Annotated in this window: 21 protein-coding genes; 6 read left to right on the plus strand and 15 right to left on the minus strand. The window is 50.3% G+C overall.

The features are described 5' to 3' along the window. Nucleotides 1-206: 206 nt before the first annotated feature. The gene (locus tag AACU94_RS21570) at nt 207-1,262 is read left to right on the plus strand and encodes a YiiG family protein (RefSeq protein ID WP_135488582.1); all 1,056 of its coding nucleotides are present in this window, start codon (nt 207-209) and stop codon (nt 1,260-1,262) included. 81 nt (nt 1,263-1,343) lie between these two features. On the opposite strand, the gene araD is transcribed toward AACU94_RS21570, so the two are convergent. From araD to yiaK, 9 genes are all read right to left on the minus strand, one after another. Continuing rightward, entirely contained in the window at nt 1,344-2,039 is a 696-nt protein-coding gene (araD, locus tag AACU94_RS21575; RefSeq protein WP_135488583.1) for an L-ribulose-5-phosphate 4-epimerase, read from the minus strand. Continuing rightward, entirely contained in the window at nt 2,033-2,893 is an 861-nt protein-coding gene (locus AACU94_RS21580) for an L-ribulose-5-phosphate 3-epimerase (RefSeq protein ID WP_135488584.1), read from the minus strand. Before AACU94_RS21580 ends, araD begins: the two co-directional genes overlap by 7 nt. Beyond that, entirely contained in the window at nt 2,886-3,548 is a 663-nt protein-coding gene (gene ulaD / locus AACU94_RS21585) for a 3-keto-L-gulonate-6-phosphate decarboxylase UlaD (RefSeq protein WP_135488585.1), read from the minus strand. The genes AACU94_RS21580 and ulaD overlap by 8 nt, the downstream gene beginning before the upstream one ends. Further along, nucleotides 3,545-5,041, minus strand: coding sequence for an L-xylulokinase (gene lyxK / locus AACU94_RS21590; RefSeq protein WP_135488586.1), 1,497 nt, complete (start codon nt 5,039-5,041; stop codon nt 3,545-3,547). Before lyxK ends, ulaD begins: the two co-directional genes overlap by 4 nt. 3 nt (nt 5,042-5,044) lie before the next feature. Further along, the gene (gene yiaO, locus AACU94_RS21595; RefSeq protein ID WP_135488587.1) at nt 5,045-6,031 is read right to left on the minus strand and encodes a 2,3-diketo-L-gulonate TRAP transporter substrate-binding protein YiaO; all 987 of its coding nucleotides are present in this window, start codon (nt 6,029-6,031) and stop codon (nt 5,045-5,047) included. A gap of 12 nt (nt 6,032-6,043) precedes the next feature. Next, nucleotides 6,044-7,321 carry a 2,3-diketo-L-gulonate TRAP transporter large permease YiaN gene (gene yiaN, locus AACU94_RS21600; RefSeq protein ID WP_130258798.1) on the minus strand — a complete coding sequence of 426 codons (1,278 nt, stop codon included), beginning with the start codon at nt 7,319-7,321 and terminating at the stop codon, nt 6,044-6,046. A 2-nt stretch (nt 7,322-7,323) separates the two neighbouring features. Then, entirely contained in the window at nt 7,324-7,797 is a 474-nt protein-coding gene (gene yiaM / locus AACU94_RS21605; RefSeq protein WP_130210018.1) for a 2,3-diketo-L-gulonate TRAP transporter small permease YiaM, read from the minus strand. 124 nt (nt 7,798-7,921) lie between these two features. Then, complete coding sequence (locus tag AACU94_RS21610) at nt 7,922-8,389, minus strand: YhcH/YjgK/YiaL family protein (RefSeq protein ID WP_135488588.1); 468 nt, start codon at nt 8,387-8,389, stop codon at nt 7,922-7,924. Between the two features lie 11 nt (nt 8,390-8,400). Next, on the minus strand, nt 8,401-9,399 hold the full coding sequence (yiaK, locus tag AACU94_RS21615) for a 3-dehydro-L-gulonate 2-dehydrogenase (protein ID WP_135488589.1): 999 nt from the start codon (nt 9,397-9,399) through the stop codon (nt 8,401-8,403). A 214-nt stretch (nt 9,400-9,613) separates the two neighbouring features. On the opposite strand from yiaK, the gene yiaJ reads away from it, so the two are divergent. From yiaJ to AACU94_RS21630, 3 genes are all read left to right on the plus strand, one after another. Beyond that, entirely contained in the window at nt 9,614-10,447 is an 834-nt protein-coding gene (gene yiaJ / locus AACU94_RS21620; protein WP_135488590.1) for an IclR family transcriptional regulator YiaJ, read from the plus strand. Nucleotides 10,448-10,548: 101 nt separating this feature from the next. Beyond that, the gene (locus tag AACU94_RS21625; protein ID WP_135488591.1) at nt 10,549-11,022 is read left to right on the plus strand and encodes a 4Fe-4S binding protein; all 474 of its coding nucleotides are present in this window, start codon (nt 10,549-10,551) and stop codon (nt 11,020-11,022) included. Nucleotides 11,023-11,293: 271 nt separating this feature from the next. Then, nucleotides 11,294-12,274 carry an IS110-like element IS621 family transposase gene (locus AACU94_RS21630; RefSeq protein ID WP_135488593.1) on the plus strand — a complete coding sequence of 327 codons (981 nt, stop codon included), beginning with the start codon at nt 11,294-11,296 and terminating at the stop codon, nt 12,272-12,274. A gap of 167 nt (nt 12,275-12,441) precedes the next feature. On the opposite strand, the gene avtA is transcribed toward AACU94_RS21630, so the two are convergent. Both avtA and malS read right to left on the minus strand, forming a co-directional pair. Beyond that, nucleotides 12,442-13,695 (minus strand): valine--pyruvate transaminase, encoded by a 1,254-nt coding sequence (gene avtA / locus AACU94_RS21635; protein WP_130216234.1) that lies wholly within the window; start codon nt 13,693-13,695, stop codon nt 12,442-12,444. Nucleotides 13,696-13,869: 174 nt separating this feature from the next. Further along, nucleotides 13,870-15,900, minus strand: coding sequence for an alpha-amylase (gene malS, locus AACU94_RS21640; protein WP_135488594.1), 2,031 nt, complete (start codon nt 15,898-15,900; stop codon nt 13,870-13,872). 320 nt (nt 15,901-16,220) lie between these two features. On the opposite strand from malS, the gene AACU94_RS21645 reads away from it, so the two are divergent. Further along, nucleotides 16,221-17,045, plus strand: coding sequence for a protein bax (locus tag AACU94_RS21645; protein WP_130216238.1), 825 nt, complete (start codon nt 16,221-16,223; stop codon nt 17,043-17,045). Nucleotides 17,046-17,173: 128 nt separating this feature from the next. Here the strand turns inward: AACU94_RS21645 and xylR are convergent, their stop codons facing one another. From xylR to xylF, 4 genes are all read right to left on the minus strand, one after another. Then, nucleotides 17,174-18,352, minus strand: a complete 1,179-nt coding sequence (gene xylR / locus AACU94_RS21650) for a D-xylose utilization transcriptional activator XylR (protein ID WP_130210034.1) — start codon at nt 18,350-18,352, stop codon at nt 17,174-17,176. A gap of 77 nt (nt 18,353-18,429) precedes the next feature. Beyond that, on the minus strand, nt 18,430-19,611 hold the full coding sequence (xylH, locus tag AACU94_RS21655) for a xylose ABC transporter permease XylH (protein WP_130210036.1): 1,182 nt from the start codon (nt 19,609-19,611) through the stop codon (nt 18,430-18,432). After that, nucleotides 19,589-21,130 carry a xylose ABC transporter ATP-binding protein gene (locus tag AACU94_RS21660; RefSeq protein ID WP_130216240.1) on the minus strand — a complete coding sequence of 514 codons (1,542 nt, stop codon included), beginning with the start codon at nt 21,128-21,130 and terminating at the stop codon, nt 19,589-19,591. The genes xylH and AACU94_RS21660 overlap by 23 nt, the downstream gene beginning before the upstream one ends. Nucleotides 21,131-21,207: 77 nt before the next feature. Beyond that, nucleotides 21,208-22,200, minus strand: a complete 993-nt coding sequence (gene xylF, locus AACU94_RS21665) for a D-xylose ABC transporter substrate-binding protein (protein ID WP_135488595.1) — start codon at nt 22,198-22,200, stop codon at nt 21,208-21,210. Nucleotides 22,201-22,566: 366 nt separating this feature from the next. Here xylF and xylA point away from each other — a divergent pair, with 366 nt between their 5' ends. Next, on the plus strand, nt 22,567-23,889 hold the full coding sequence (gene xylA / locus AACU94_RS21670) for a xylose isomerase (RefSeq protein ID WP_064527882.1): 1,323 nt from the start codon (nt 22,567-22,569) through the stop codon (nt 23,887-23,889). The last annotated feature ends 64 nt before the right edge of the window (nt 23,890-23,953 follow it).

The raw sequence follows: 23,953 nt of genomic DNA on the forward strand, positions 1-23,953 counted from the left end.
TGATTAATGGCGGGGGAGATGACACTCCCTCTCGCCAGGGTTGTGCCGTTAATTAAAATAAGTCCTGTGATTTAGAAATTAAATTACAGGACTCATTCATTTTGTGAATATTATCAATTTATTTATAAACAAAACGCGTGTAGTGACATTTTCTTTTTTCATTTATTATATTCACTCTCTTATTTATCTATTTATAAGGCAATTAAATGAAAAGGAATTTATTATCTTCCGCTATTATAGTCGCTATAATGGCCCTCGGTATCACTGGCTGTGATGATAAAAAAGCCGAAACAGAAACTCCCCCGCCCGCCAATAGTCAACCTGCCGCACCCGCTCCTGAAGCGAAACCTACTGAAGCCCCCGTTGCAAAAGCAGAAGCTAAACCTGAAACACCTGCGCAACCGGTGGTCGATGAACAAGCGGTTTTCGACGAAAAAATGGATATCTATATCAAGTGCTACAACAAGTTACAGATCCCGGTACAGCGCAGTCTGGCGCGTTATGCCGACTGGCTGAAAGATTTTAAACAGGGGCCAACGGGTAAAGAAAGCATTGTTTATGGCATCTACAGCATTAGTGAATCCAATCTCTCTGAGTGTCAAAAAGGAATAAAAAGAGTCGTGGCGTTAACGCCTGCGCTGCAACCTATTGATGGCGTGGCGGCGAGTTATATTGATGCTGCCGTGGCGTTGGGTAATACCATTAACGAAATGGATAAATATTACACCCAGGAAAATTATAAAGACGATGCGTTTGCCAAAGGGAAAACGCTGCACCAGACATTCTTAAAAAATCTTGAAGCCTTTGAACCTGTAGCAGAATCTTATCATGCGGCAATTCAGGAAATTAATGATAAGCGTCAGCTTGTAGAACTGAAAAATATTGAACAAAGAGAAGGGAAAACATTCCACTACTACTCTCTGGCTGCCATGATTTCAGCGAAACAAATTAATAACCTGATATCGCAAGAGAAGTTTGATGCAGAAGCGGCAATGAAGAAAGTGGCTGAACTTGAAACGCTGGTGGCGCAAGCCAAAGAAGTGAGTAAAGACAGTATGAATTCTCTCTTCACAGGGGCAGCAGACCGATATCAAATTGCATCTAAAAAATATGTTCGTCGTATCAGAGATAAAGTCCCGTATTCTGACTGGGATAAAAAGAAACTTCAGGACGCAAACACAAGCTGGATGGTCGAGGACTCATATCCGAAATCATTACAAGCTTATAATGAACTGGTCGGTAACTATAATCGCCTGCGTTAAACGTTTCTGATTTTTGTGCGCAATGTAATCGGGAGCATATCAATTCATAGTACCGGGGCGATGAAGCCCCGGCGTGAGAGATTATTGCCCGTAATAAGCATTGGCCCCATGCTTACGCAGGTAGTGTTTATCCAGCAGTTCGTTTTGCATGGCAGGAAGCTGCGGCGAGAGCTGGCGTGAGAACAGTCCCATATAGGCGCATTCTTCCAGTACTACGGCATTATGCACCGCATCGGCGGCATTTTTTCCCCAGGCGAACGGGCCGTGAGAATGCACCAGCACCGCAGGGATTTGCGCTGGACTCCTGCCGCGTTCTTCGAAAGTTTCAATGATCACTTCGCCGGTCTGGTATTCATACTCGCCGTTGATCTCCTCTGCGGTCATCAGGCGCGTGCAGGGGATGGCACCATAGAAGTAATCGGCGTGCGTGGTGCCCCAGGCGGGGAGATCCAGCCCGGCCTGCGACCAGATGGTCGCGTGGCGCGAGTGGGTATGCACAATGCCACCGATTTCGGCATAGCGACGGTAGAGCGCCAGATGCGTTGGCGTGTCGGACGAGGGCTTTTTGCTGCCTTCCACCACCTTGCCGCTGGCTATCTCAACCACCACCATATCGTCGGCGGTCATCACTTCATACTCGACGCCGGAAGGTTTGATCACCATCCATTGCCGCGTCTCGTCTACCGCGCTGACATTGCCCCAGGTGAACGTCACCAGATGGTGAGCGGGAAGCGCCAGATTCGCCGCCAGCACGTCGGCTTTCAGTTGCTCTAACATATAAATCCAGCCTCCTGCATACGCGCTTCAATCCACCGCCGTGCCTGAATAATCTCCAGTACCGGCTCGTTGGCTTTTTCGGTCCACATCTCAATCAGAAATGATCCGCGATAGTTAAGCTCATGCAGCGTTTTGAAGATGCCAACGAAATCGACGCAGCCTTCGCCAAACGGCACGTCGCGGAACTGTCCGGGACTTTGCTCGGTAACTGGCTGGGTGTCTTTCAGGTGGATCGCGGCAATACGATCAATGCCCAGTTTCAGTTCGGCGGGAACATCATTGCCCCAGGCGCTAAGATTGCCGACGTCCGGGTAGACGGTGAACCACGGCGAGGCGAGCATCTCGTCCCATTTTTTCCATTTGCTGATGGAGTTCATAAACGCGGTGTCCATAATCTCCACCGCCAGCATCACTTGCGATGCCGCCGCCTGTTCAACCGCCCACGCCAGCCCTTCAGCAAAGCGTTGCTGCGTGCCTTCGTCATGGTCTTCGTAATAGACGTCGTAACCCGCCAGTTGAATGGTACGAATGCCGAGATCGCGCGCCAGGCGAATCGCTTTACTCATGATTTCCCGCGCCCGTTCGCGTACCGCCTCGTCCCGGCTGCCAAAAGGAAAACGGCGATGGGCAGACAAACACATTGACGGAATGGCAACACCCGTTTCGATCATCGCAGTGACCAGCGAAGCCCTTTGCGCGGTGCTCCAGTCAAGACGTGAGAGCCGTTCGTCGGTTTCATCCACCGACATTTCGACAAAATCAAAACCGCAGCTTTTTGCCAGCACCAGCCGCTCCGGCCAGGAGAGATCTTTCGCCAGCGCTTTTTCATAAATCCCTAACGGATGATTACGCACGTTGGCCTCCCCAGATAGCGTCGATTTGTGCATGGAAATCGCCAGCTACCTGCGCTGGATTTGCTGCGCCTGCCAGTGCTCGCCCAGCTATAAACGCTTTCACGCGGATATCTTTAAACAGCGGTAGGTCAGCAGGGGTAATCCCGCCAGTAATCGAAAGCTCAAGGCCGATATCGGAAAGCGCTTTCATGCGTGCCAGATCGGCCTCGCCCCACTGTTGCCCGCTGGCCTGCGCATCGCGACCGCGATGATAAATGGCCTGCCGCACGCCAATACGATGCCAGTCGCGGGCGTCGCCCAGCGTCCAGTTACCAAACAGCTCTATCTGAATTTCACCGCCGCAGTTCTGCGCCATGGCGTGGCCTTTTTCTACCGTGGCGAGCGGCGCGGCGCAGATGATGGTCATCCAGTTAGCACCTGCGGTAAATGCTTGTTGAGCGAGTGTTTCACCAGCGTCGGCGACCTTCCAGTCAGCAACGATGATTTTGTCCGGGCACTGTTCGCGCAAGGCTTTCACCGCGCCAAGCCCTTCGTTTAAACAGAGAATGGTACCCGCTTCGACGATATCGACGCTGTCTTTTAACAGCGTAACGTCGCGCTGTGCGGCCTCAAGTGATGAGTGGTCGAGGGCCAGTTGCAGAAGTGGTCTGCTCATAATGTGTGCTCCTTGATGCGGGTGTGATAACCCTGAAGTGCGGCAATGAGATGCTGATAGCGTTGGTATTTTTGTTGGTAAAGCTGATGGGCGGTCATATCCGGTAGCAGGGTGCGTACCGGGTGCTGTAAGCCTCGTTGGGCTTCGCTGAAATCGCGATAAACCCCGGTGCCGACGCGGGCAGCGAGCGCCGCGCCAAAACAACCCGTTTCCTCCACCTGCGGCAATTCGATTCGTAAGCCGCTAACGTCCGCCAGCATTTGCATCCAGACATCGGAATGCGCTGGGCCGCCAGTCACGCGCAGGGTGTGCACATCAGTAAAACGTTCGCGCATCCGGTTGAGGTGGGTCATATGGCTGAACACCACGCCTTCATAGATGGCCTGCAACAGGTGCGCGCGGGTATGAATGGCCTGCATCCCGTAGAAACCGCTGGTCATCTCGAGTCCGGCGTTGCTGCCGTACAGGAACGGCAGGAAAAAGAGATCGCCACTGGCTTTCGGCAAGCTGGCAACGGCCCGATTAATCTCATCAAACGAGATTTCTCCCCACTGCGCGGTAAACCATTCGAGGTTGCCGGAAGAGGTGGGGCTGGCTTCGTGAACGATAAATTCACCGTCATTAACGTAGCGGCCATAGACATACGGATGCGCTTCACCGTCACCTAAACCGTGGGTTATGCCGCTGGTCACCGCCCAGGTCCCCATCACCGCATTGAGGGTGAATTCGTCTTCGATCCCGGCGCAGAGTGCGGTGGAAACCACATCAAACAGGCCGCCGACAACGGGCGTACCCGCTTTCAGACCGGTCAGGGCGGCTGTCTGGGCGGTGATCTCCCCGCAGATTTCGGCAGATCCGACAACAGACGGCAGGGCGTGATTGATTTCAGCGATCCCCAGCCAGTCGGTGAGGCATGGGTCATATTCCCCAAGACTCATGTTGTAGAGATTGGACTCAGAAATATTGCTCTCTTCGCAACCTTTGACGCCGGTTAAACACCAGCGCAGGTAGTCGTGCGTCATCATCACGCAGCCAATTTGTGTGTAGCGCTCCGGTTCGTGCTCTTTTAGCCAGCGTAACAGCGACACCGGATGCCCGGTCCATAAGGTCTGTCGGGTCAACGGGTAGAGTTTTTCCGGGATACCATCTTCCTGCCAGTGACGAACGATTTCCATCGCCCGGCGATCCGAGGACAAAATGGCGTTACCGAGTGGCTTGTTGTTTTTATCCAGTAAAAACAAGCCTTTTCCTTGTGCGGAGATGCCGATACCAACTATTTGTTCCCCGCTAACGCCAGAATGAGTAAGCAGGGCGCGAATGACAGCCATGCAGCATTGCCACAGTTCTGCCATATCACGCTCTGCCCAGCCTGGCTGCGGGCTTACAGCACACAGCGGCAGGCGCTGTACGCCCGCCTCCCGGCCTTCACGGTCATACAGTCCGGCTTTCAGCCAGCTACCGCCACAATCTAACCCCAGCCAGTATTGCGTCATGGTTTATTGCACCTCATCCACGGCTTTCAGCAGATCGGCACCCTGCGGAACATCTTTAACAAACATGTCGCGGACCTGAGTACCCAGCGCGTCGCTAAAGGCTTTGCGGTCGAGATCGGTGATGACTTCCACGCCCGCTTCTTTCATGCCGTCGATGATTTTTTGCTGATCTTCGGCAACCAGTTTGCGCTGGTAGTTGCCCGCTTCCTGCGCAGATGAGATCAGCGCTTGCTGGAACTCCGGGGTTAAGCCATCAAACTTCGCTTTGTTGATCACCACCAGAAGCGGGGAATAGGCGTGGTGCGTCAGAGAAAGGTACTTCTGCACTTCGTAAAATTTTGCTGACCAGACAACGTTGATCGGGTGTTCCTGAGCGTCGATAGTGCGCGTTTCTAGCCCGGTATACACTTCGGCAAACGGCATCGGGATTGGGTTAGCGCCAAAAACTTTGAATGCCGCGATATTCATCGGGCTATTGTTGGTGCGAATTTTCAGCCCTTTCAGGTCAGCAGGCGTTTTAACCGGTGCGCGCGAGTTGGTGACATCGCGCCAGCCGTTTTCCCAGTAAGCCAGTACTTTCAGTCCTTTACCTTCAAGGGAGACTTTCAGGTCATCACCGACTTTGCCGTCGAGCGTTTTATGCGCGTGAGCGGTATCGCGGAACAGGAAAGGGACGTCGAGCAGGTTGATTATGGGCGAGAGTCCCGTAAAGTTGTTAGAGCCAGACATCTCCATATCAATAGTGCCGCCACGCACGCCGCTGATCATCGCCTGCGCATTACCGAGGGTGCTATCCGGGAACAGTTTTAATTTCAGTTCGCCTTTGGTTTTTTCCTGTAATAATTCATTGAATTTTTTCGCCGCAATATGTTGTGAATCGGTTTGCGATGTTTCATAACCGAAACGTAATGATTGTGCCGCCAGAGAAGATGTACTGAATGCAGCCAGGCCAGCAATGAATAATGCGTAGGTTACAGAGCGTAATTTCATAATATTTTCCTTTTAATTAATCCATTTCGAAGGGAGGATGATGAGATCGGGAATAAAAATAAATGCGGCTAATAAAGAATATAAAACCAATACGTAAGGGAAAACGCCTCTGACTGCATCATCAAATTTTAATCTCGCCACACCTGAAATAACGTTAAGTACATTACCGATGGGGGGTGTAATTAAGCCGATTGAACAGTTGATGATAAACATGACACCGAAATAAATCGGATCAATGCCAGCCTCTTTAACTAAAGGCATTAATACCGGAGTGAGAATTAACACGGTTGGTGTTAAATCCATAACCATGCCGACGATCAAAATTGCCAGCATAATCACGATAAACAACAAACGTGGTGAATCGACCAACGGTTGCAGTAAATCAGAAACCATCATCGGCAGTTCAGCAATGGTAATCAGCCAGGCGGAAACTTGTGCCGAGGCCACCAGAAACATGACCACAGAGGTCGTTTTCGCCGCGCCAATTAGCACATGCCAAAGTGTGGCGAAGGTCATTTCACGGTAAATAACTGTGGCGACAAACAACGCATAGAAAGCAGCAACGGCCCCGGCTTCGGTAGGGGTAAACAGACCGGAGCGAAAACCCCCAATAATGATGACCGGAAGAAACAGCGCCCAGATACCGGAGACAAAAGAGTGCCAGATTTCCTGCATTGTCGCTTTTTGCTGGCGGGGTAAATTAAGACGACTGGCCTGCCACCACCAGGTGAGCATCAGCGTTGCGCCCATCATAATGCCTGGGGCAATTCCTGCCATAAACAGTTTGCTGATGGACAAACCACTGGAAACGCCAAAAATAATAAATGGAATGGAAGGTGGAATAATGGGAGCGATAATCCCGCCTGAGGCAATTAGCCCCGCGGCCCGGTTGACCGGGTAGTTGGCGCTGCGCATCATCGGCACTAATAGCGCGGCAACGGCGGCGGTATCCGCAACGGCAGAACCGGAAAGACTTGCCATAATCATTGCCGCCAGAACACCCACGTAGCCCAACCCGCCAGGTTTATGCCCAACCAGTTTCATCGGCAGGTCAACAATGCGTTTTGACAAGCCGCCCGCATTCATGATTTCACCCGCCAGCACAAAGAATGGTATCGCCAGCAGGGAGAAACTGTCGGCTCCGTTCACCAGCGTTTGTGCCATGATCTGGACATCAAACATCTCCAGCCAGAACATTAACGCTGCGCCACATAACAAAAGTGCCCAGGCAATAGGCAAACCGATAGCAATGCCACCCAACAGGCAGCCCAGAAAAATCAGCACAGCCATGATTAAGCTCCTTGCGGTGGTGGCGTAACAGAATCGCTGCGCGAGATGAGTTGATATAAATGACGCAGTTCAAAGAAAGCGATAACAAGGCTGGTGGGCAGGCAAGCGGCATACATCAGGCCGATGGGCAAACCGAGGATCGGTGAATAATCGCTCCAGTCCTGAATTGTTTTTAGCGTTGCGCCCCAGGCCAGTGCACCACAAATAAATAAGATTAAGGAATGGGTGACCAGAGCGACTCGTCGCTGCCAGGCTGGAGAGAGTTTCTCTACCAGAAAGGTGACCTGAACGTGGGCGTTATCCATAAAAGCCACAATTGCGCCAATAAATGTTAACCAGACAAATAAATAACGCGATAATTCATCTACAGACAAAATACTTGTCTGAAAACCATATCTTAAAATAATATTTACAAACACAATACAGGAGAGCACGGCGAGATTAATCGCCAGTATTGCTTCAAGTATTTTCTTCATAGCTATTCCTTTAGGCTATACCCGTCATACTTCAGATTGCATGTGATGCGATTTGAAATATTTAGGGTATATATATTTAGCGCAATGACATTACCTTGTCGTTCTGGCGTAGAAGAGTCTTCTGTTAATCCAGCGCCGTTAATGCGACCTTAACCACAACTTTTCGTATCTCAGAGGCTGCTTCCAGAATACAACCTGGTCGATGAACATCCTGAGGGAAGAAAATAGCGTAACTGCCGGGCGTCATTTGAATAAATGATTCTTTTTCACAATGGTGATAAAAAATAATATCGCGCTGGTCTAATAGTGATTCGCTGACTTTATTTTTTCCTGTATCAATAGCAATGCCGATTTTCTCTTCGCCCCATGCCAGGAACTGGATATCGATATACCGACGATGCACTTCCGGGCGGTTTTCCACCGCCTCGCGCGTCGTTAAATCGATAATTTGCGCATAAATATTTTTACCGTCGATTTCGACAACGCCCGGCTCCAGGACATTGAAGTTGGTAGCGCGCAGAAAATCGAGCGCCTTTTCAATGGCGGCGGGCAAACGGCACGGGTTAGGTTGCGCGATATGTCCAAAAATCATGGCTTATCTCCTTATAACGCCTGGATTTTTTCCCACACACTGTCATCAACGGTGATGCCGTTACGGCGGTTTTCGGCCAGCAGGGTAGTAAATTCGTGGCCGGGTAAGCGAATGGCCTGATTTTCGTCAGCACGCTCGGCACTGGTAACGTAATCCATGATGCGTTGTAGCTTGGCGTCGCGGGTGGTGCCTTCGATCAGTTTGTCTACTTCAATGGCGATAAAGATTTGCGAAATGCCGTATTCGTCGCTGTTATCCTGGGTGACTTCAGCAACCGATGCACCATCAGAAAGGAGAGTAGCGATCATATCCAGCACAATCGACATGCCCGAACCTTTCCAGTAGCCCATCGGCAAAATGCGGCGATTTTTCTCGATAACGCCAGGTTCTTTGGTCAAATTGCCCTCATCATCAAAGCCACCATCTACCGGGAGCTGACGACCTGCCAGGCGGTTAACTTCTAACATGCCGTAGGAAAACATCGACATCGACATATCGACCATGGTGATCGGCGTGGAAGGAATGGCGACGATCAGCGGGTTGGTGCCGATGCGACACTCTTTTGCACCCCACGGCGGCATTACGGCGATGGAGTTGGTCCAGCAGATGCCAATGTAGCCTTTCTCCGCCGCCTGCCAGCCATAGCTGCCACCGCGCATCCAGTGGTTGGCATTACGTAACGCCACCAGGCCAATCCCATGATTTGCCGCCAGTTCAATGGCGCGATCCATCATCTTTTTCGCCGTCAGGTTACCGATCGAACGCTGGGCGTCCCACTGCTCAATTGCGCCGAGGCTGGTCACGCGTTTTGGTTGGGCGTCAGGAATGATATCGCCGTTTTCCAGTTGTTGAATGAAACGAGGGAAACGATTAACGCCGTGAGAATAAACGCCGGATTCGGTGGTGCGGGCGAACATCTCTGCACAGGCGTCAGCCGTTTCGCTGTCAACGCCGCGTGAAATTAAGACCCGATTAAAGGCTGCTTTTAACTGCTCAAATGTTACTTTCATCCCTGGCTTCCTTGTTTTTCTGATCGCTTTTTTGTCTTTAAATTTCAATATGCGAAATTTGATTTCAAATATATCGATCGCGTTTTAACAAAGCAATCCGCGCCGTGAATTTCAAAAATCATTAAAATCAAATGGTTGCAAATTATCTGCCCAGATCGTGAACTATGACACACTTTGCGCTACCATCAGGACGCGACAAAATGGGGAAAAAGCGATGGGAAAAAATGAGAACGAGATGGCACAGGAAAAAGAGCGTCCAGCCGGAAGTCAGAGCCTGTTTCGTGGGTTGATGCTGATTGAGATTTTGAGTAACTATCCAAATGGTTGCCCACTGGCGCATCTCTCAGAACTGGCAGGTTTAAACAAAAGTACCGTCCATCGTTTATTGCAGGGATTACAGTCCTGTGGCTATGTGACCACCGCGCCTGCCGCAGGGAGTTACCGCCTGACTACCAAATTTATTGCCGTCGGGCAGAAGGCGCTGTCTTCGCTGAATATCATTCATATCGCCGCTCCGCATCTTGAGGCACTGAACATCGCCACTGGTGAAACCATTAACTTCTCCAGCCGCGAAGACGATCACGCTATTTTGATTTATAAACTGGAACCCACAACCGGGATGCTGCGAACCCGTGCCTATATTGGCCAGCATATGCCGCTCTACTGTTCCGCAATGGGCAAGGTCTACATGGCGTTTGGTCACCCGGACTACGTGAAGTCGTACTGGGAAAGCCATCAGAATGAAATCCAGCCGTTAACCCGCAATACCATTACCGAGCTGCCCGCGATGTTCGACGAACTGGCGCACATTCGTGAAAGCGGAGCGGCGATGGACAGAGAAGAAAACGAACTCGGCGTCTCCTGTATTGCTGTTCCGGTGTTTGATATTCATGGGCGGGTGCCGTACGCCGTGTCGATTTCGCTTTCGACATCACGGTTGAAACAGGTGGGGGAGAAAAATCTCCTGAAACCACTGCGTGAAACCGCGCAGGCTATTTCTAATGAGCTGGGATTTACTGTCAGGGACGACCAGAGTGCAATCACATAACGCTTTAGACAGGTGACAAAACTTTAACATTTCCTTCGTTGGATCAAAGCAGTAGAGGGGCGCTCTCTGGCACTCTGCTGTTTTAGTGCAAAGGAGTGATCATGAACCGGTTTATTATTGCGGATGCGACGAAATGTATCGGTTGCCGTACCTGTGAAGTGGCTTGCGCAGTGTCGCATCAGGAAAATCAGGATTGCTCTGCGTTGTCGCCGGGCGAGTTTATTTCCCGTATTCGTGTTATTAAAGACCACGGCTGGACCACGGCAGTAGCCTGTCATCAGTGTGAAGATGCACCGTGCGCGAATGTCTGCCCTGTTGACGCGATAAGCCGCGAACATGGGCATATTTTCGTTGAACAATCACGTTGCATTGGCTGTAAAAGCTGTATGCTGGCTTGCCCGTTTGGTGCGATGGAGGTCGTTTCTTCGCGCAAAAAGGCGAGGGCGATTAAGTGCGATCTGTGCTGGCATCGGGCGACGGGACCGGCCTGTGTTGAAGCCTGCCCGACACAGGCGTTGCAATGTATGGATGTCGAGAAAGTGCAGCGGCATCGGCTACGGCAGCAGCCTGTTTGAAACGTTTTTCCGGCGTTTCTCAACGCCGGAATAGTGCGCTTTGTTTATGCCGGATGCGGCGTAAACGCCTTATCCGGCCTTGTATTATCCCTCCTGTGCAGAGAAAATTGGCCAGTTTTCTCTGCCTGCAGTCCGCATGCCGTATCCGGCCTTGGGTTCTAACCTGTGTTGTAGATTTATGCAGCGGGCTGCCTTTCTCCCAAAGTGATAAACCGGACAGTATCATGGACCGGTTTTCCCGGTAATCCGTATTTGCAAGGTTGGTTTCACTATGGAACATGAACTTCATTATATCGGTATCGACACCGCTAAAGAGAAACTGGATGTCGATGTGTTGCGTCCTGATGGTCGTCATCGCACCAAAAAATTCGCTAACACCACTAAAGGGCACGATGAGCTGGTGAGCTGGCTGAAAGGTCACAAGATTGACCATGCGCATATCTGCATCGAGGCGACCGGCACCTATATGGAACCTGTCGCTGAGTGCCTTTACGATTCAGGCTACATAGTGTCAGTCATTAATCCTGCACTGGGTAAAGCTTTCGCTCAGAGTGAAGGACTGCGTAACAAGACTGATACTGTGGATGCGCGCATGCTGGCAGAGTTCTGTCGTCAGAAGCGCCCTGCAGCCTGGGAAGCGCCTCACCCGCTTGAACGCGCGTTGCGTGCCCTGGTAGTCCGCCACCAGGCGCTGACAGATATGCACACGCAGGAACTGAATCGCACTGAAACGGCGCGGGAAGTCCAGAGGCCGAGCATTGATGCTCACCTTCTGTGGCTTGAAGCAGAGCTGAAGCGTCTTGAGAAGCAGATAAAAGACCTGACAGACGATGATCCGGATATGAAACACCGCAGGAAACTGCTGGAAAGCATCCCGGGTATCGGAGAGAAAACATCTGCGGTATTGCTGGCTTATATCGGTCTGAAGGACCGCTTCGCCCATGCCAGACAGTTCGCCGCTTTTGCGGGTCTGACACCACGGCGTTATGAATCAGGCAGTAGTGTGAGAGGGGCAAGCCGGTTGAGTAAAGCCGGACATGTGTCGCTTCGCAGGGCGTTGTATATGCCTGCAATGGTAGCCACCAGCAAGACTGAGTGGGGACGGGCGTTCCGCGACCGTCTGGCGGCTAATGGCAAGAAAGGAAAGGTGATTCTCGGCGCGATGATGCGCAAGCTGGCACAGGTGGCGTATGGAGTGCTGAAGTCAGGGGTGCCGTTCGATGCGGCACGGCATAATCCGGTAGCGGCGTAAAAATCGCGGAAGGGATGAAACAACAGCGCCTGACGGCGCTGTGTCTGGCATGCCTGCAATCCGGGGGACTGGACCAGGAAAAAACTTGCAGGCCGTAACAGTATCTACAAATTCAATTGATTGCAGAAATTATGTAGGTCTGATAAGCGCAGCGCATCAGGCAATTTTTAATGGCTTTCAGCCCAGGCGCGTTCAATCTCTTCCGCCAGAATCTTCACACCCGCCTCAATTTTCTCCGGCTCTGGCACGTAGTTCATGCGCATACATTGATGTGTATGCGGCCACGGTTTATCCAGCCCTGGGAAGAAGTTGTGGCCCGGCACCATCAGCACGCCGCGCGCTTTCAGGCGCTGATAGAGCTGCTCGGTGGTAATCGGCAAATCCTTAAACCATAACCAGAGGAAAATGGCTCCTTCTGGTTTATGAATCAGGCAGCGATCTTCCGGTAAATAGCGGCGAATGATGGCGATAGTCTCCTGAACACGCTGGTAATAGAACGGCTTGATGACCGTTTCTGACAGGCGCAGTAGATCGTTACGCTTAATCATTTCACACATTATCGCCGGACCAATGCCGCCAGGCGCGAGGCTGATAATGCCGTTCATATTGGTGATGGCGGTGATGATTTTTTCATTGGCGATGATAATGCCGCAGCGCGAACCTGGCAGACCTAGCTTGGAAAGGCTCATGCATAGCACGATATTCGGATTCCACAGCGGGCGCGCTTCGCTAAAGATGATGCCCGGGAACGGGACGCCATAGGCGTTATCAATCACCAGCGGGATCCCGTGCTGATTCGCCAGCGCATCCAGCTTCAGCAACTCTTCATCGGTTATCACATTACCTGTTGGGTTCGTCGGTCGCGAGACGCAAATCATCCCCGTCTCTTCGCCAATGCGCAGATGTTCGAAATCGACGTGATATTTAAACTGGCCCTCTGGCAGTAGTTCGATATTCGGACGCGTAGAGACAAACAGATCCTCTTCCAGCCCGGCATCCGCGTAGCCAATATATTCCGGTGCCAGCGGGAACAGTACTTTTTTGACCCGGCCATCGGCACGGCGTCCGGCAAACAGGTTAAATAAGTAGAAAAAGGCGCTCTGGCTACCGTTTGTTAGTGCAATATTCTGTGGTTCGATATCCCAACCCAGCTTCTCGCGTAACATACCGGCAAGCAGAGACAGCAGCTCCGTTTTCCCCTGTGGCCCATCGTAATTGCACAGCGCATCAGTGGCTTTGCCACTTTCCAGCATGTCGGTTAGCAGCGTCTGGAAATAGTCCTGCATTTCCGGGATCTGCGCCGGATTGCCGCCGCCAAGCATAATCGCGCCGGGGGTGCGTAAACCGTCGTTCAGATCTTCCATCAGCAGCGTAATGCCGGAGTGGCGGGTAAATTTGTCACCAAAAAGGGAGAATGTCATAGCGGGATATCTGTCGAACTCTGTAGCAAGGAAGGTAACAATAACGCTACATTTGCCAGGGTGCAAATCACGCTGTTGACGGTGGATTGACACTTTATGCTGTGGTTTTCGATTAGGCTGGTATTTTAGGCTGGGAGGCTTCCCGACGTACTGCCGCACGGGAAGCCGGAAAAGTTACTGTTGCCCCGCCCAGACGACCATTACTTTATCGTCGCCGTGTTCACGGACAAATCCGTACCCCTGTTTCAGCGAAAGCGCCGTTTGTTTGCCTGCGCCAATGGCTGGATGCCGTGCGCGGAACTGACTGATGCGCTGCCAGTGCGCGACGCTGGCGGCAGATTTACCACTGATATCCTGCCAGTTCATATCAGAACGTGTGCCTTGTAGGGGATCAGAACCGGTGGGGCCGAACGGACGTAAGGATTCATCACCATAAAAGATTTGCACTGCACCTGGCGCGAGTAACAATAACTCTGCTGCTTTGTCGTCCCCTTCGCGGAACAAGCGGGTATCATGCGAGGAGAGATAGCTCAACACATTGAAATCTTGCAATTTCGCGGCCATTTGCTGCCAGGTGGTATCCATCTGCGCCAGGCAATCGACCGCTTTCGCCGCCTGTTCCTGATAATCGAAATTGATCATCGCGTCGAATCCGTGGCGATAGTAGTCGCTTTGCATTACGCCATGACCCCAGGCCTCGCCGGTCATCCAGAAAGGTTTGTCATCTAATGCTTTCTCGGGGTTAGCTTTTTTCCATTCGCGAAGTGCGGCGCTGGCCTGAGTTTTCAGTTGCTGCCAGGCGGGCAACTCAACATGTTTGGCGGTATCGACCCGAAAACCATCAATACCGTAGTCGCGGACCCATTGACTTAACCAGTGGGTTAAGTAATCGCGCGGCGTATAGCCGTCAATGGCTTTGGCGTGGGTATCCGGTTTGTTTTTATAGAACACCGGCAGACCAGAAGCGGTAGTTGATTCGGTTTTGATATCCGGCAAAAAGGCTAGCGACATGGTGAGATCGTCGAATCCAGGATTGTCGTAATCGCCGATATCGGTACGGATCCAGTTTTTCCCCCACCATTTATCCCAGCCTGTTTTGTCGCTGAAATTAATGTAATCGTTAAAGCTATGCCAGGTTTGCCCGGCGGTAGGTTTCCAGTCGCTCCAGCGTTCACCCAGCGTTTTTTTCACTTCGTCACCTGAAAGGTATAACGCGCCAAACTGATACTCCTGCATATCCGCCAGCGTGGCATAGCCGGTGTGGTTCATCACCACATCAAAAATAATGCGGATACCGCGCTGGTGCGCGCTATCAACCAGCGTCCGTAGATCGGCTTCGTTACCCATATTTGCATCAAGATTCGTCCAGTCCTGTGTGTAATAACCGTGGTAGGCATAATGCGGGAAATCGCCTTTCGTACCGCCGCCGACCCAGCCGTGAATTTGCTCAAATGGGGCGCTTATCCATAAAGCATTGACGCCCAGCTGCTGGAGATAATCCAGTTTGTTGGTCAGGCCGCGTAAATCACCGCCGTGGAAAGTGCCAATTTCCTCCATGCCGTCTTTATGACGTCCGTAGCTCTGGTCATTGCTGGGATCGCCGTTTTCGAAACGGTCTGTTAGCACAAAGTAAACCGTGGCGTTATGCCAGTCGAAAGGGGCAGGTGCGTCAGTTTCCGCGCGTTCCAACAGAAGTAAACCATTGCTGGTGGCGGCAGGTTGTAACGTTATTTGGCCGTTCTTCACCGTCGCGATTTGCTGGCTGTAATAATCCCGGACTACCGTACCTTCCGGGAAAGTGCCGCTGACATTAAGCGTCAGTGGTTTTCCATCCCATTTGGGGCATTCGCGGACCTGTTTTGCTACCGGTTCGGCGGTGTTCTGGACCGAAATCATCAACGTTGGTGTGCCGGAGCGGGTATCTATTTGCAGCGTATATTCACCGTTCCTGAACAATCGCCACTGAGGGGGCGTGCTGTCGCAAGGTTTGAGAGAAATCATCTGATTGAGTTTTATCGCATCCGCAGGCTGCCAGCATTGTTGGTTAAAATTTAGCGTCAGCGGTCGCGTACCTTTGGTCAGCTGGGCATGACTAACAAATGTTCCTGCACTTTGTTCAGCAAAGGTGGGAAATCCCTGAGATGTCCAGTCGGCGGCAATGGCAACACTGGGCAGGAGTATCAGAAAACAGGCGGCAAGTTTCATAACGGATGAGTCCTTGTTGCTGCGAATTTCACCAGTTTGCCAGTGATAATACTGGTAAAACTCATCCCTGATGAGGATTGCGCCAGGATGAGACGAAAGGGGGAGTATTTCACCTGAGATTTAAGTTTATTTTTTGCGATAAACCCCACATTTTCTGCGATTTAGCGCCAATCTGAACGGTTAACACGTGACATAGTTTCAGATTTGGACTATTCCTTGGGGTGCTCTTGACAGCTATTTTTGATATGATTTGAGATTCAACTCTCAAATTTGTGAAAAATATAAGGTGTTGGAATGATTAAATCCGACCAGGAGAACTGATGATTTTGACTCCCATACGACGATATGGGGCGATGATTCTTATGTTACTCACTCTGATGTTTTCGAGTGAGGTGTTAGCGAAAACGCACACGACAACAGCGAGTCAAAAGTCCCACATAACCAAAGCTAGTAATAAACAGGTAAGCAGTAAACAAGAGTATTCTCGCAATAGTGCAAAGAGCAGTTCACTTCCTGATTTGCGAAAATACCCTTCCGGAACACCAAGGAAAAAAGCGTTTCTCCGGACCGTAATGCCTTACATTACCAGCCAAAATGCTGCCATTACGGCGGAACGTAACTGGCTGATTTCAAAACAGTACCAGGGCCAATGGTCGCCTGCAGAGCGTGCGCGTCTGAAAGACATCGCCAAACGCTATAAGGTGAAGTGGTCTGGTAATACACGAAAAATCCCGTGGAATACGCTGCTTGAACGCGTAGACATTATCCCGACCAGTATGGTGGCGACGATGGCTGCGGCAGAAAGTGGTTGGGGGACGTCGAAGCTGGCGCGTAACAACAACAACCTGTTTGGCATGAAGTGTGGCAAAGGTCGTTGTAATAATGGTCCGGGTAAAGTGAAAGGCTATTCTCACTTTGATTCTGTCAAAGAGTCGGTGAGCGCCTATGTTACTAACCTGAATACGCACCCGGCTTACGCTTCGTTCCGTAAATCACGTGCACAATTGCGTAAAGCTGATCAGGAAGTCACCGCCACAGCGATGATTCACAAGCTGAAAGGTTATTCAACGAAGGGACAGAGTTATAACAACTACCTGTTCGCGATGTACCAGGATAACCAGCGGTTAATCGCTGCGCATATGTAATTGCATTCCCTCGAGCCTTATCCGACTTGTTGGTCGGATAAGGCTTTTGCTCGCATCAGGCGGTTGTGCTGCGTTACCTGATGCGACGCTGGCGCGTCTTATCATGCCTGGCGGCTTTTCCCCTCCTGCTACAGCAGGACCTCGCTGTTTACATCGCGATACTCTTTCGGCGTTGTGTCATATGCTTTTTTAAATACAGAGTAGAAATATTGCAACGATGGATAACCGCACATTTGCGATATTTCGTTGATTGATAAGGTTGTTGAAATTAGCAGGCTGCGCGCTTTCTCCAGCTTCTCGGCATGAATCATTGCGTGTATGGTTTCGCCCACCTCTTCTTTAAAACGCTTCTCAAGATTGGAGCGTGATATGCCGACAGCGTCCAGCACCTGATCCACTTTAATCCCTTTACAGGCATGATTGCGGATGTAATGCATGGCCTGAATAACAGCCGGGTCGGTCAACGAACGGTAATCCGTAGAACGCCGTTCAATGACGCGTACTGGCGGGACCAAAATCCGCTGCAACGGCATCGCTTCTTTATCTAACAACCGATGCAGAAGTTTTGCCGCCTGATAGCCCATTTGCCGTGCGCCCTGGGCAACCGAAGAAAGCGCGACGCGAGAAAGATAGCGGGTCAGCTCTTCGTTATCGATGCCAATTACGCATAGTTTTTCCGGTACGGGAATATGCAGATGCTCGCAAACTTGCAGAATATGCCGCGCCCGGGCGTCAGTAACGGCAATAATCCCGGTTTGCGGTGGCAGCGTTTGCAACCAGTCGGCCAACCGGTTTTGCGCGTGCTGCCAGTTTTCTGGTGCAGTTTCCAGTCCCTGATAAACGACACCACGGTACTTTTCTTCGGCGACAAGCTGGCGAAAAGCATATTCGCGTTCGGCTGCCCATCTTTTGCCACTCGACTCTGGCAGACCATAAAAAGCAAAGCGGTTAACGCCTTTTTCTTTTAAATGCAAAAATGCGCTTTCAACCAGCGCATAGTTATCAGTGGCAATGTAATGTACGGGCGGATAGCTTTCTGCCAGGTGATACGAGCCGCCAACCCCGACAATGGGGACGTCGACATCAGCCAACGCTTGCTCGATTTGTTTATCGTCAAAGTCGGCAATAACGCCATCTCCTAACCAGTCCTTGATTTTATCAATGCGGGCGCGGAAATCTTCTTCAATGAAAATATCCCATTCCGATTGTGACGCCTGTAAATATTCCCCCACACCTTCTACAACTTGACGGTCATAGGCTTTATTAGCATTGAACAGTAATGTGATTCGGTGACGTTTAGTAAACATGGTTCTTTTCCTGCTGAATCATGCAAAAACTCAAAACCGGCAACACGTTACCGGTTTTGAGAAAATTTTTATCAAAATCAGGAACGGCGTTTGGTTGCGGAGTCCATCCATACTGCCAGCAACAGAATCGCACCTTTGACGATATACTGCCAGAAGGTCGGAACATCCATCATACTCATGCCGTTATCCAGCGAAGCCATGATGAATGCCCCCATCACAGCCCCCGCAACACTCCCTACGCCGCCAGCCAGACTGGTGCCGCCAATCACGCAGGCTGCAATGGCATCCAGTTCGGCGATATTACCGGCAGAAGGCGAGCCTGCACCAAGCCGTGAACTGAGGATTAACCCCGCGATGGCCACCATCAAACCGTTGATAGCAAACACGACAAGTTTGGTGCGTTCTACGTTAATCCCGGAGAGTCGCGCCGCTTCCAGATTGCCGCCAATAGCGTAAATGCGCCGCCCGAAAGCTGTCCTTGTTGCCATAAACATGCCGCCGAGTAACAGCAACGTCAGCAGCAGGACAGGAGTAGGAACGCCACGGTAATCATTCAGTAGCCAGATTGCGCCTAATACGATGATGGCGGTCAAAGCCTGGCGACCGACCACCGCTGTAGATGCCGGAGACTGTAAACCCAAAGCTTGTCGGCGCATTCTTCCACGCCATTGCCAGCCGACAAAAGCCATTAAGCCAAGCGCGCCAATAATGAAACCGGTGCTGGCGGGTAGATAGCTCTGTCCAATTTGTGACATCGCGGCGCTGGTGGGTGAAACCGTCGTACCGTTGGTGATGCCAATGAGGATGCCGCGAAATGCCAACATGCCCGCCAGGGTGACAATAAATGAAGGCACTTTGCGGTACGCGACCCACCAACCATTCCATGCGCCGAGAAGCAGGCCCAGAACCAGCGTCACAATAATGGTGAGTGGCAGAGGCCAGCCTAACCAGACGTCGCAGATAGCGGCGACGCCGCCTAATAGCCCCATCATCGAGCCGACCGAGAGGTCGATTTCGGCAGAAATTATGACGAACACCATCCCTACCGCAAGGATGCCGGTAATCGCGGTCTGGCGCAGCAAGTTGGAGACGTTACGGGCGCTTAAATAGGCGCCGTCAGTAGTCCAGGTAAAGAACAGCATGATGGCGATGATTGCTGCAATCATCACGAAAACTTGTAAATTCAGTGACTTCAGCACAGAGAAGCCACCGGATGTCGGTACGGCTAATTTCACTTCAGACGGATTGCTTTTCGACATGATGTTCGCTCCTCAATGCGGCTTCCATCACCTGCTCCTGAGTCAGGTTATGATTTATCAGGTTGGCTTTTAGTTTTCCTTCATGCATCACCAGTACGCGATCGCTAAGACCAAGTACTTCAGGTAATTCAGAAGAGATGACAATAACGGCGATACCCTGCTGGACGAGTTGGTTAATTAATTTGTAGATCTCGTATTTCGCGCCAATATCGATACCCCTGGTAGGTTCATCAAGAATGAGAATGCGCGGGTTGAGTAACAGACAGCGTGCCAGGATCGCTTTTTGTTGATTGCCGCCGCTTAAACGTCCAATAGCAAGTTCCGGAGACGACGTTTTCACTTTGAGTCGCTGGATAGATTCCAGAATACATTTTTGCTCTGCGGCATCATCAAGCTGGCTAATACCCCCGGTAAATTTACTGAGTGCGGCGAGGGTAATATTTTTACCAACTGCCATTACCGGAACGATGCCATCACGCTTTCTGTCTTCTGGCACCATTGCAATACCCTGGGCGATGGCTTGCTGGCAATTACGAATATCCACTTGTTTGCCATCAATATAGATTTTCCCTTCCCATTGTCCGGGCCAAACGCCAAAAAGGCATTGAATAGTTTCGGTGCGACCAGCGCCGACCAGTCCAGCAATCCCCAGTATTTCGCCACGTTTCAGGGAAAACGAGACATCGTTAACCCGTTTAATATGACGATTAACCGGATGCCATGCCGTCAGATGTTCTATGCGTAATATTTCATCGCCAGTGGTATGTGGTTCGTTTGGGTACAGTGCCGTTAATTCTCGCCCAACCATCATGGTGATAATATCGTCTTCGCTCATTCCGGCTGCATCACGCGTACCTATGTGTTGACCGTCGCGAATAACACAAATTGTGTCGGAAATCGCTTTGACTTCGTTGAGCTTGTGAGAAATATAGATACATGCGATGCCGTGTTGTTGCAGATCGCGAATAATATCCAGTAAAACTGTGGTTTCCAGCTCAGTTAATGAGGCGGTTGGTTCATCGAGAATTAATAAACGCACCTGTTTATTTAGTGCCTTGGCAATTTCAACAAGTTGTTGTTGCCCAAGCCCTAAATCACCAACGCGGGTATCTGGTGAAATGGATAAGCTGACTTGCGCTAACAGTTTCTGACAGCGTAGCGTCATCTGGTCATAATCCATGACCCCATTGCGGGTTATCTCATTGCCAAGAAAGATATTTTCCAGCACGGTCAACTCTTTCACCAATGCTAATTCCTGGTGAATGATGGCAATACCTTTGCGTTCGGTATCGCGGATGTGACTTGCCTGTATTACTTCACCAGCAAAAGTAATTTCGCCTTCGTAACTGCCAAAGGGATAAATTCCGCATAGCACTTTCATTAATGTTGATTTACCAGAACCGTTCTCACCGCAAAGTGAGACGATCTCACCAGCATTTAGCCGCAAACTGACGTTATCTATCGCTTTTACGCTGCCGAAAGTTTTGGTAATGCTCTTCATTTCAAGTAGATAAGACATAACGACTCCACCTAAGCCAATCAGTTCATGCGGCATGGAGAGAAATCACGCCCCCGTTGTCGACAGGGACGTAACGCTTAAAGCTCGCTCTCCTTGTGGAAACCGTCTTTAATCACCGTGTCTTTGATGTTGTTTTTATTCACATCAATAGGTGTCAGCAGGCGGGATGGAACATCTTTCAGCCCATTATTCAGCGTGGTATTTGCTTTAGGTTGTTGATCGTTACCCAGTTCAACGGCAATTTCCGCGGCAGTATTTGCCAGTAGAGTAATCGGTTTATACACCGTCATGGTTTGCGTACCCGCAGCAATACGTTTAATGCCGGCGAGATCCGCATCCTGACCGGAAATGGCGACTTTCCCTGACAAACCTTGCGCGCTTAATGCCTGAATAGCCCCGCCAGCAGTAGCATCGTTAGAAGCAACAACAGCGTCAATTTTGTTATTGTTGGCGGTCAACGCGTTTTCCATAATTTTCAGCGCGTTTTCTGGTAACCAGCCATCAACCCATTGGTCGCCTACGACTTTAATTTTCCCGGAGTCGACGTAAGGTTTTAATACTTTCATTTGCCCGGCGCGGAAAAGCTTAGCGTTGTTATCTACCGGAGAGCCGCCCATCAGGAAATAATTTCCTTGCGGGACGATATCGACCAGCGCTTTTGCTTGTAGTTCACCCACTTTTTCGTTATCGAAAGAAATATAAAAGTCGATATCAGCATCATTAATCATGCGGTCGTAAGCTAATACTTTAATGCCTTCTTGTTTTGCTTCTTTTACAACGTTACTTAATACCTGTCCGTTATACGGAATAATGACAAGAACATCGACTCCCCGGTTAATCATGTTTTCAATCTGCGACATTTGAGTTTCTTCGTTGCCATTTGCAGACTGCACAAATACTTTTGCGCCGAGAGATTCAGCTTTTTTCACGAAAATATCCCGGTCTTTCTGCCAGCGCTCAAGACGGAGATCATCAATAGCCATACCGATTTTGACTTCTTTAGCATGTGCCGCAACGTTGGTTAGCAGAAGTGAGGTGCACAGGGTGAGTAAAATGTTCTTTATTTTCATGGTTCAGAGGCCTTCTTTTGTTAGAGGGTAGCTTTAAAAAGTAACAATCACCGCGTTAAACGTGACCAATTTTTAGCAACTAAATGGGGGAAAACAATTACAGATTTTTATCTTTCGATTACGATTTTTCGTTTATTTCTTGATTTATGACCGAGATCTTATTTTTGTTGGTTAATCGAATTTGTTGCATTTTTCTCTTCGAGTAATTACCCAATTTCATCATTCCATTTTATTTTGCGAGCGAGCGCACACTTGTGAATTATCTCAATAGCAGTGTGAAATAACATAATTGAGCAACTTAAAGGGAGTGCCCAATATTACGACATCATCCATCACCCGCGGCATTACCTGATTATGGAGTTCATTATGCAAGCTTATTTTGACCAGCTCGATCGCGTTCGTTATGAAGGCCCGAAATCCTCTAACCCGTTAGCATTCCGTCACTACAACCCCGACGAATTGGTGTTGGGTAAGCGTATGGAAGACCATTTGCGTTTTGCCGCTTGCTACTGGCACACCTTCTGCTGGAACGGGGCGGATATGTTTGGCGTAGGCGCGTTTAACCGTCCCTGGCAGCAACCTGGCGAGGCGCTGGCATTGGCGAAGCGTAAAGCAGATGTCGCATTTGAGTTTTTCCACAAATTACATGTGCCTTTTTATTGCTTCCACGATGTGGACGTTTCCCCGGAAGGCGCATCGTTAAAAGAGTACATCAATAACTTTGCGCAAATGGTCGATGTGCTGGCAGGTAAACAAGAAGAGAGCGGCGTGAAACTGCTGTGGGGAACCGCTAACTGCTTTACTAACCCACGTTATGGTGCGGGCGCAGCTACGAATCCCGACCCGGAAGTTTTCAGCTGGGCAGCAACACAAGTCGTTACGGCGATGGAAGCGACGCATAAACTGGGTGGTGAAAACTATGTGCTGTGGGGCGGTCGCGAAGGTTACGAAACGCTGCTGAATACCGATTTGCGTCAGGAGCGTGAACAGATTGGCCGCTTTATGCAGATGGTGGTTGAGCATAAACATAAAATCGGTTTCCAGGGTACTCTGCTTATCGAACCGAAACCGCAAGAGCCGACCAAACATCAATATGATTACGATGCCGCGACGGTCTACGGCTTCCTGAAGCAGTTTGGCCTGGAAAAAGAGATTAAACTGAATATTGAAGCAAACCATGCAACGTTGGCGGGTCACTCTTTCCACCATGAAATTGCCACCGCCATTGCGCTTGGTCTGTTCGGTTCTGTCGATGCTAACCGTGGTGACGCGCAGTTGGGCTGGGATACCGACCAGTTCCCGAACAGCGTGGAAGAAAATGCGCTGGTGATGTATGAAATTCTCAAAGCGGGTGGTTTTACCACCGGTGGTTTGAACTTCGATGCCAAAGTACGTCGTCAGAGCACCGATAAATATGACCTGTTCTACGGTCATATTGGCGCGATGGATACGATGGCACTGGCGCTGAAAATTGCAGCACGCATGATTGAAGACGGTGAGCTGGATAAACGCGTCGCGCAACGTTATTCCGGCTGGAATAGCGAACTGGGCCAGCAAATTCTGAAAGGCCAAATGTCACTGGCGGATTTAGCAAAATATGCCCAGGAACATAATCTTGCACCTGTGCATCAGAGTGGTCGCCAGGAGCAGTTAGAAAATCTGGTAAACCATTATCTGTTCGACAAATAACGGCTAACTGTGCAGTCCGTTGGCCCGGTTATCGGTAGCGATACCGGGCATTTTTTAAGGAACG

This window comes from Escherichia sp. E4702 (assembly GCF_963883545.1).
Taxonomy (GTDB): Bacteria; Pseudomonadota; Gammaproteobacteria; order Enterobacterales; family Enterobacteriaceae; genus Escherichia.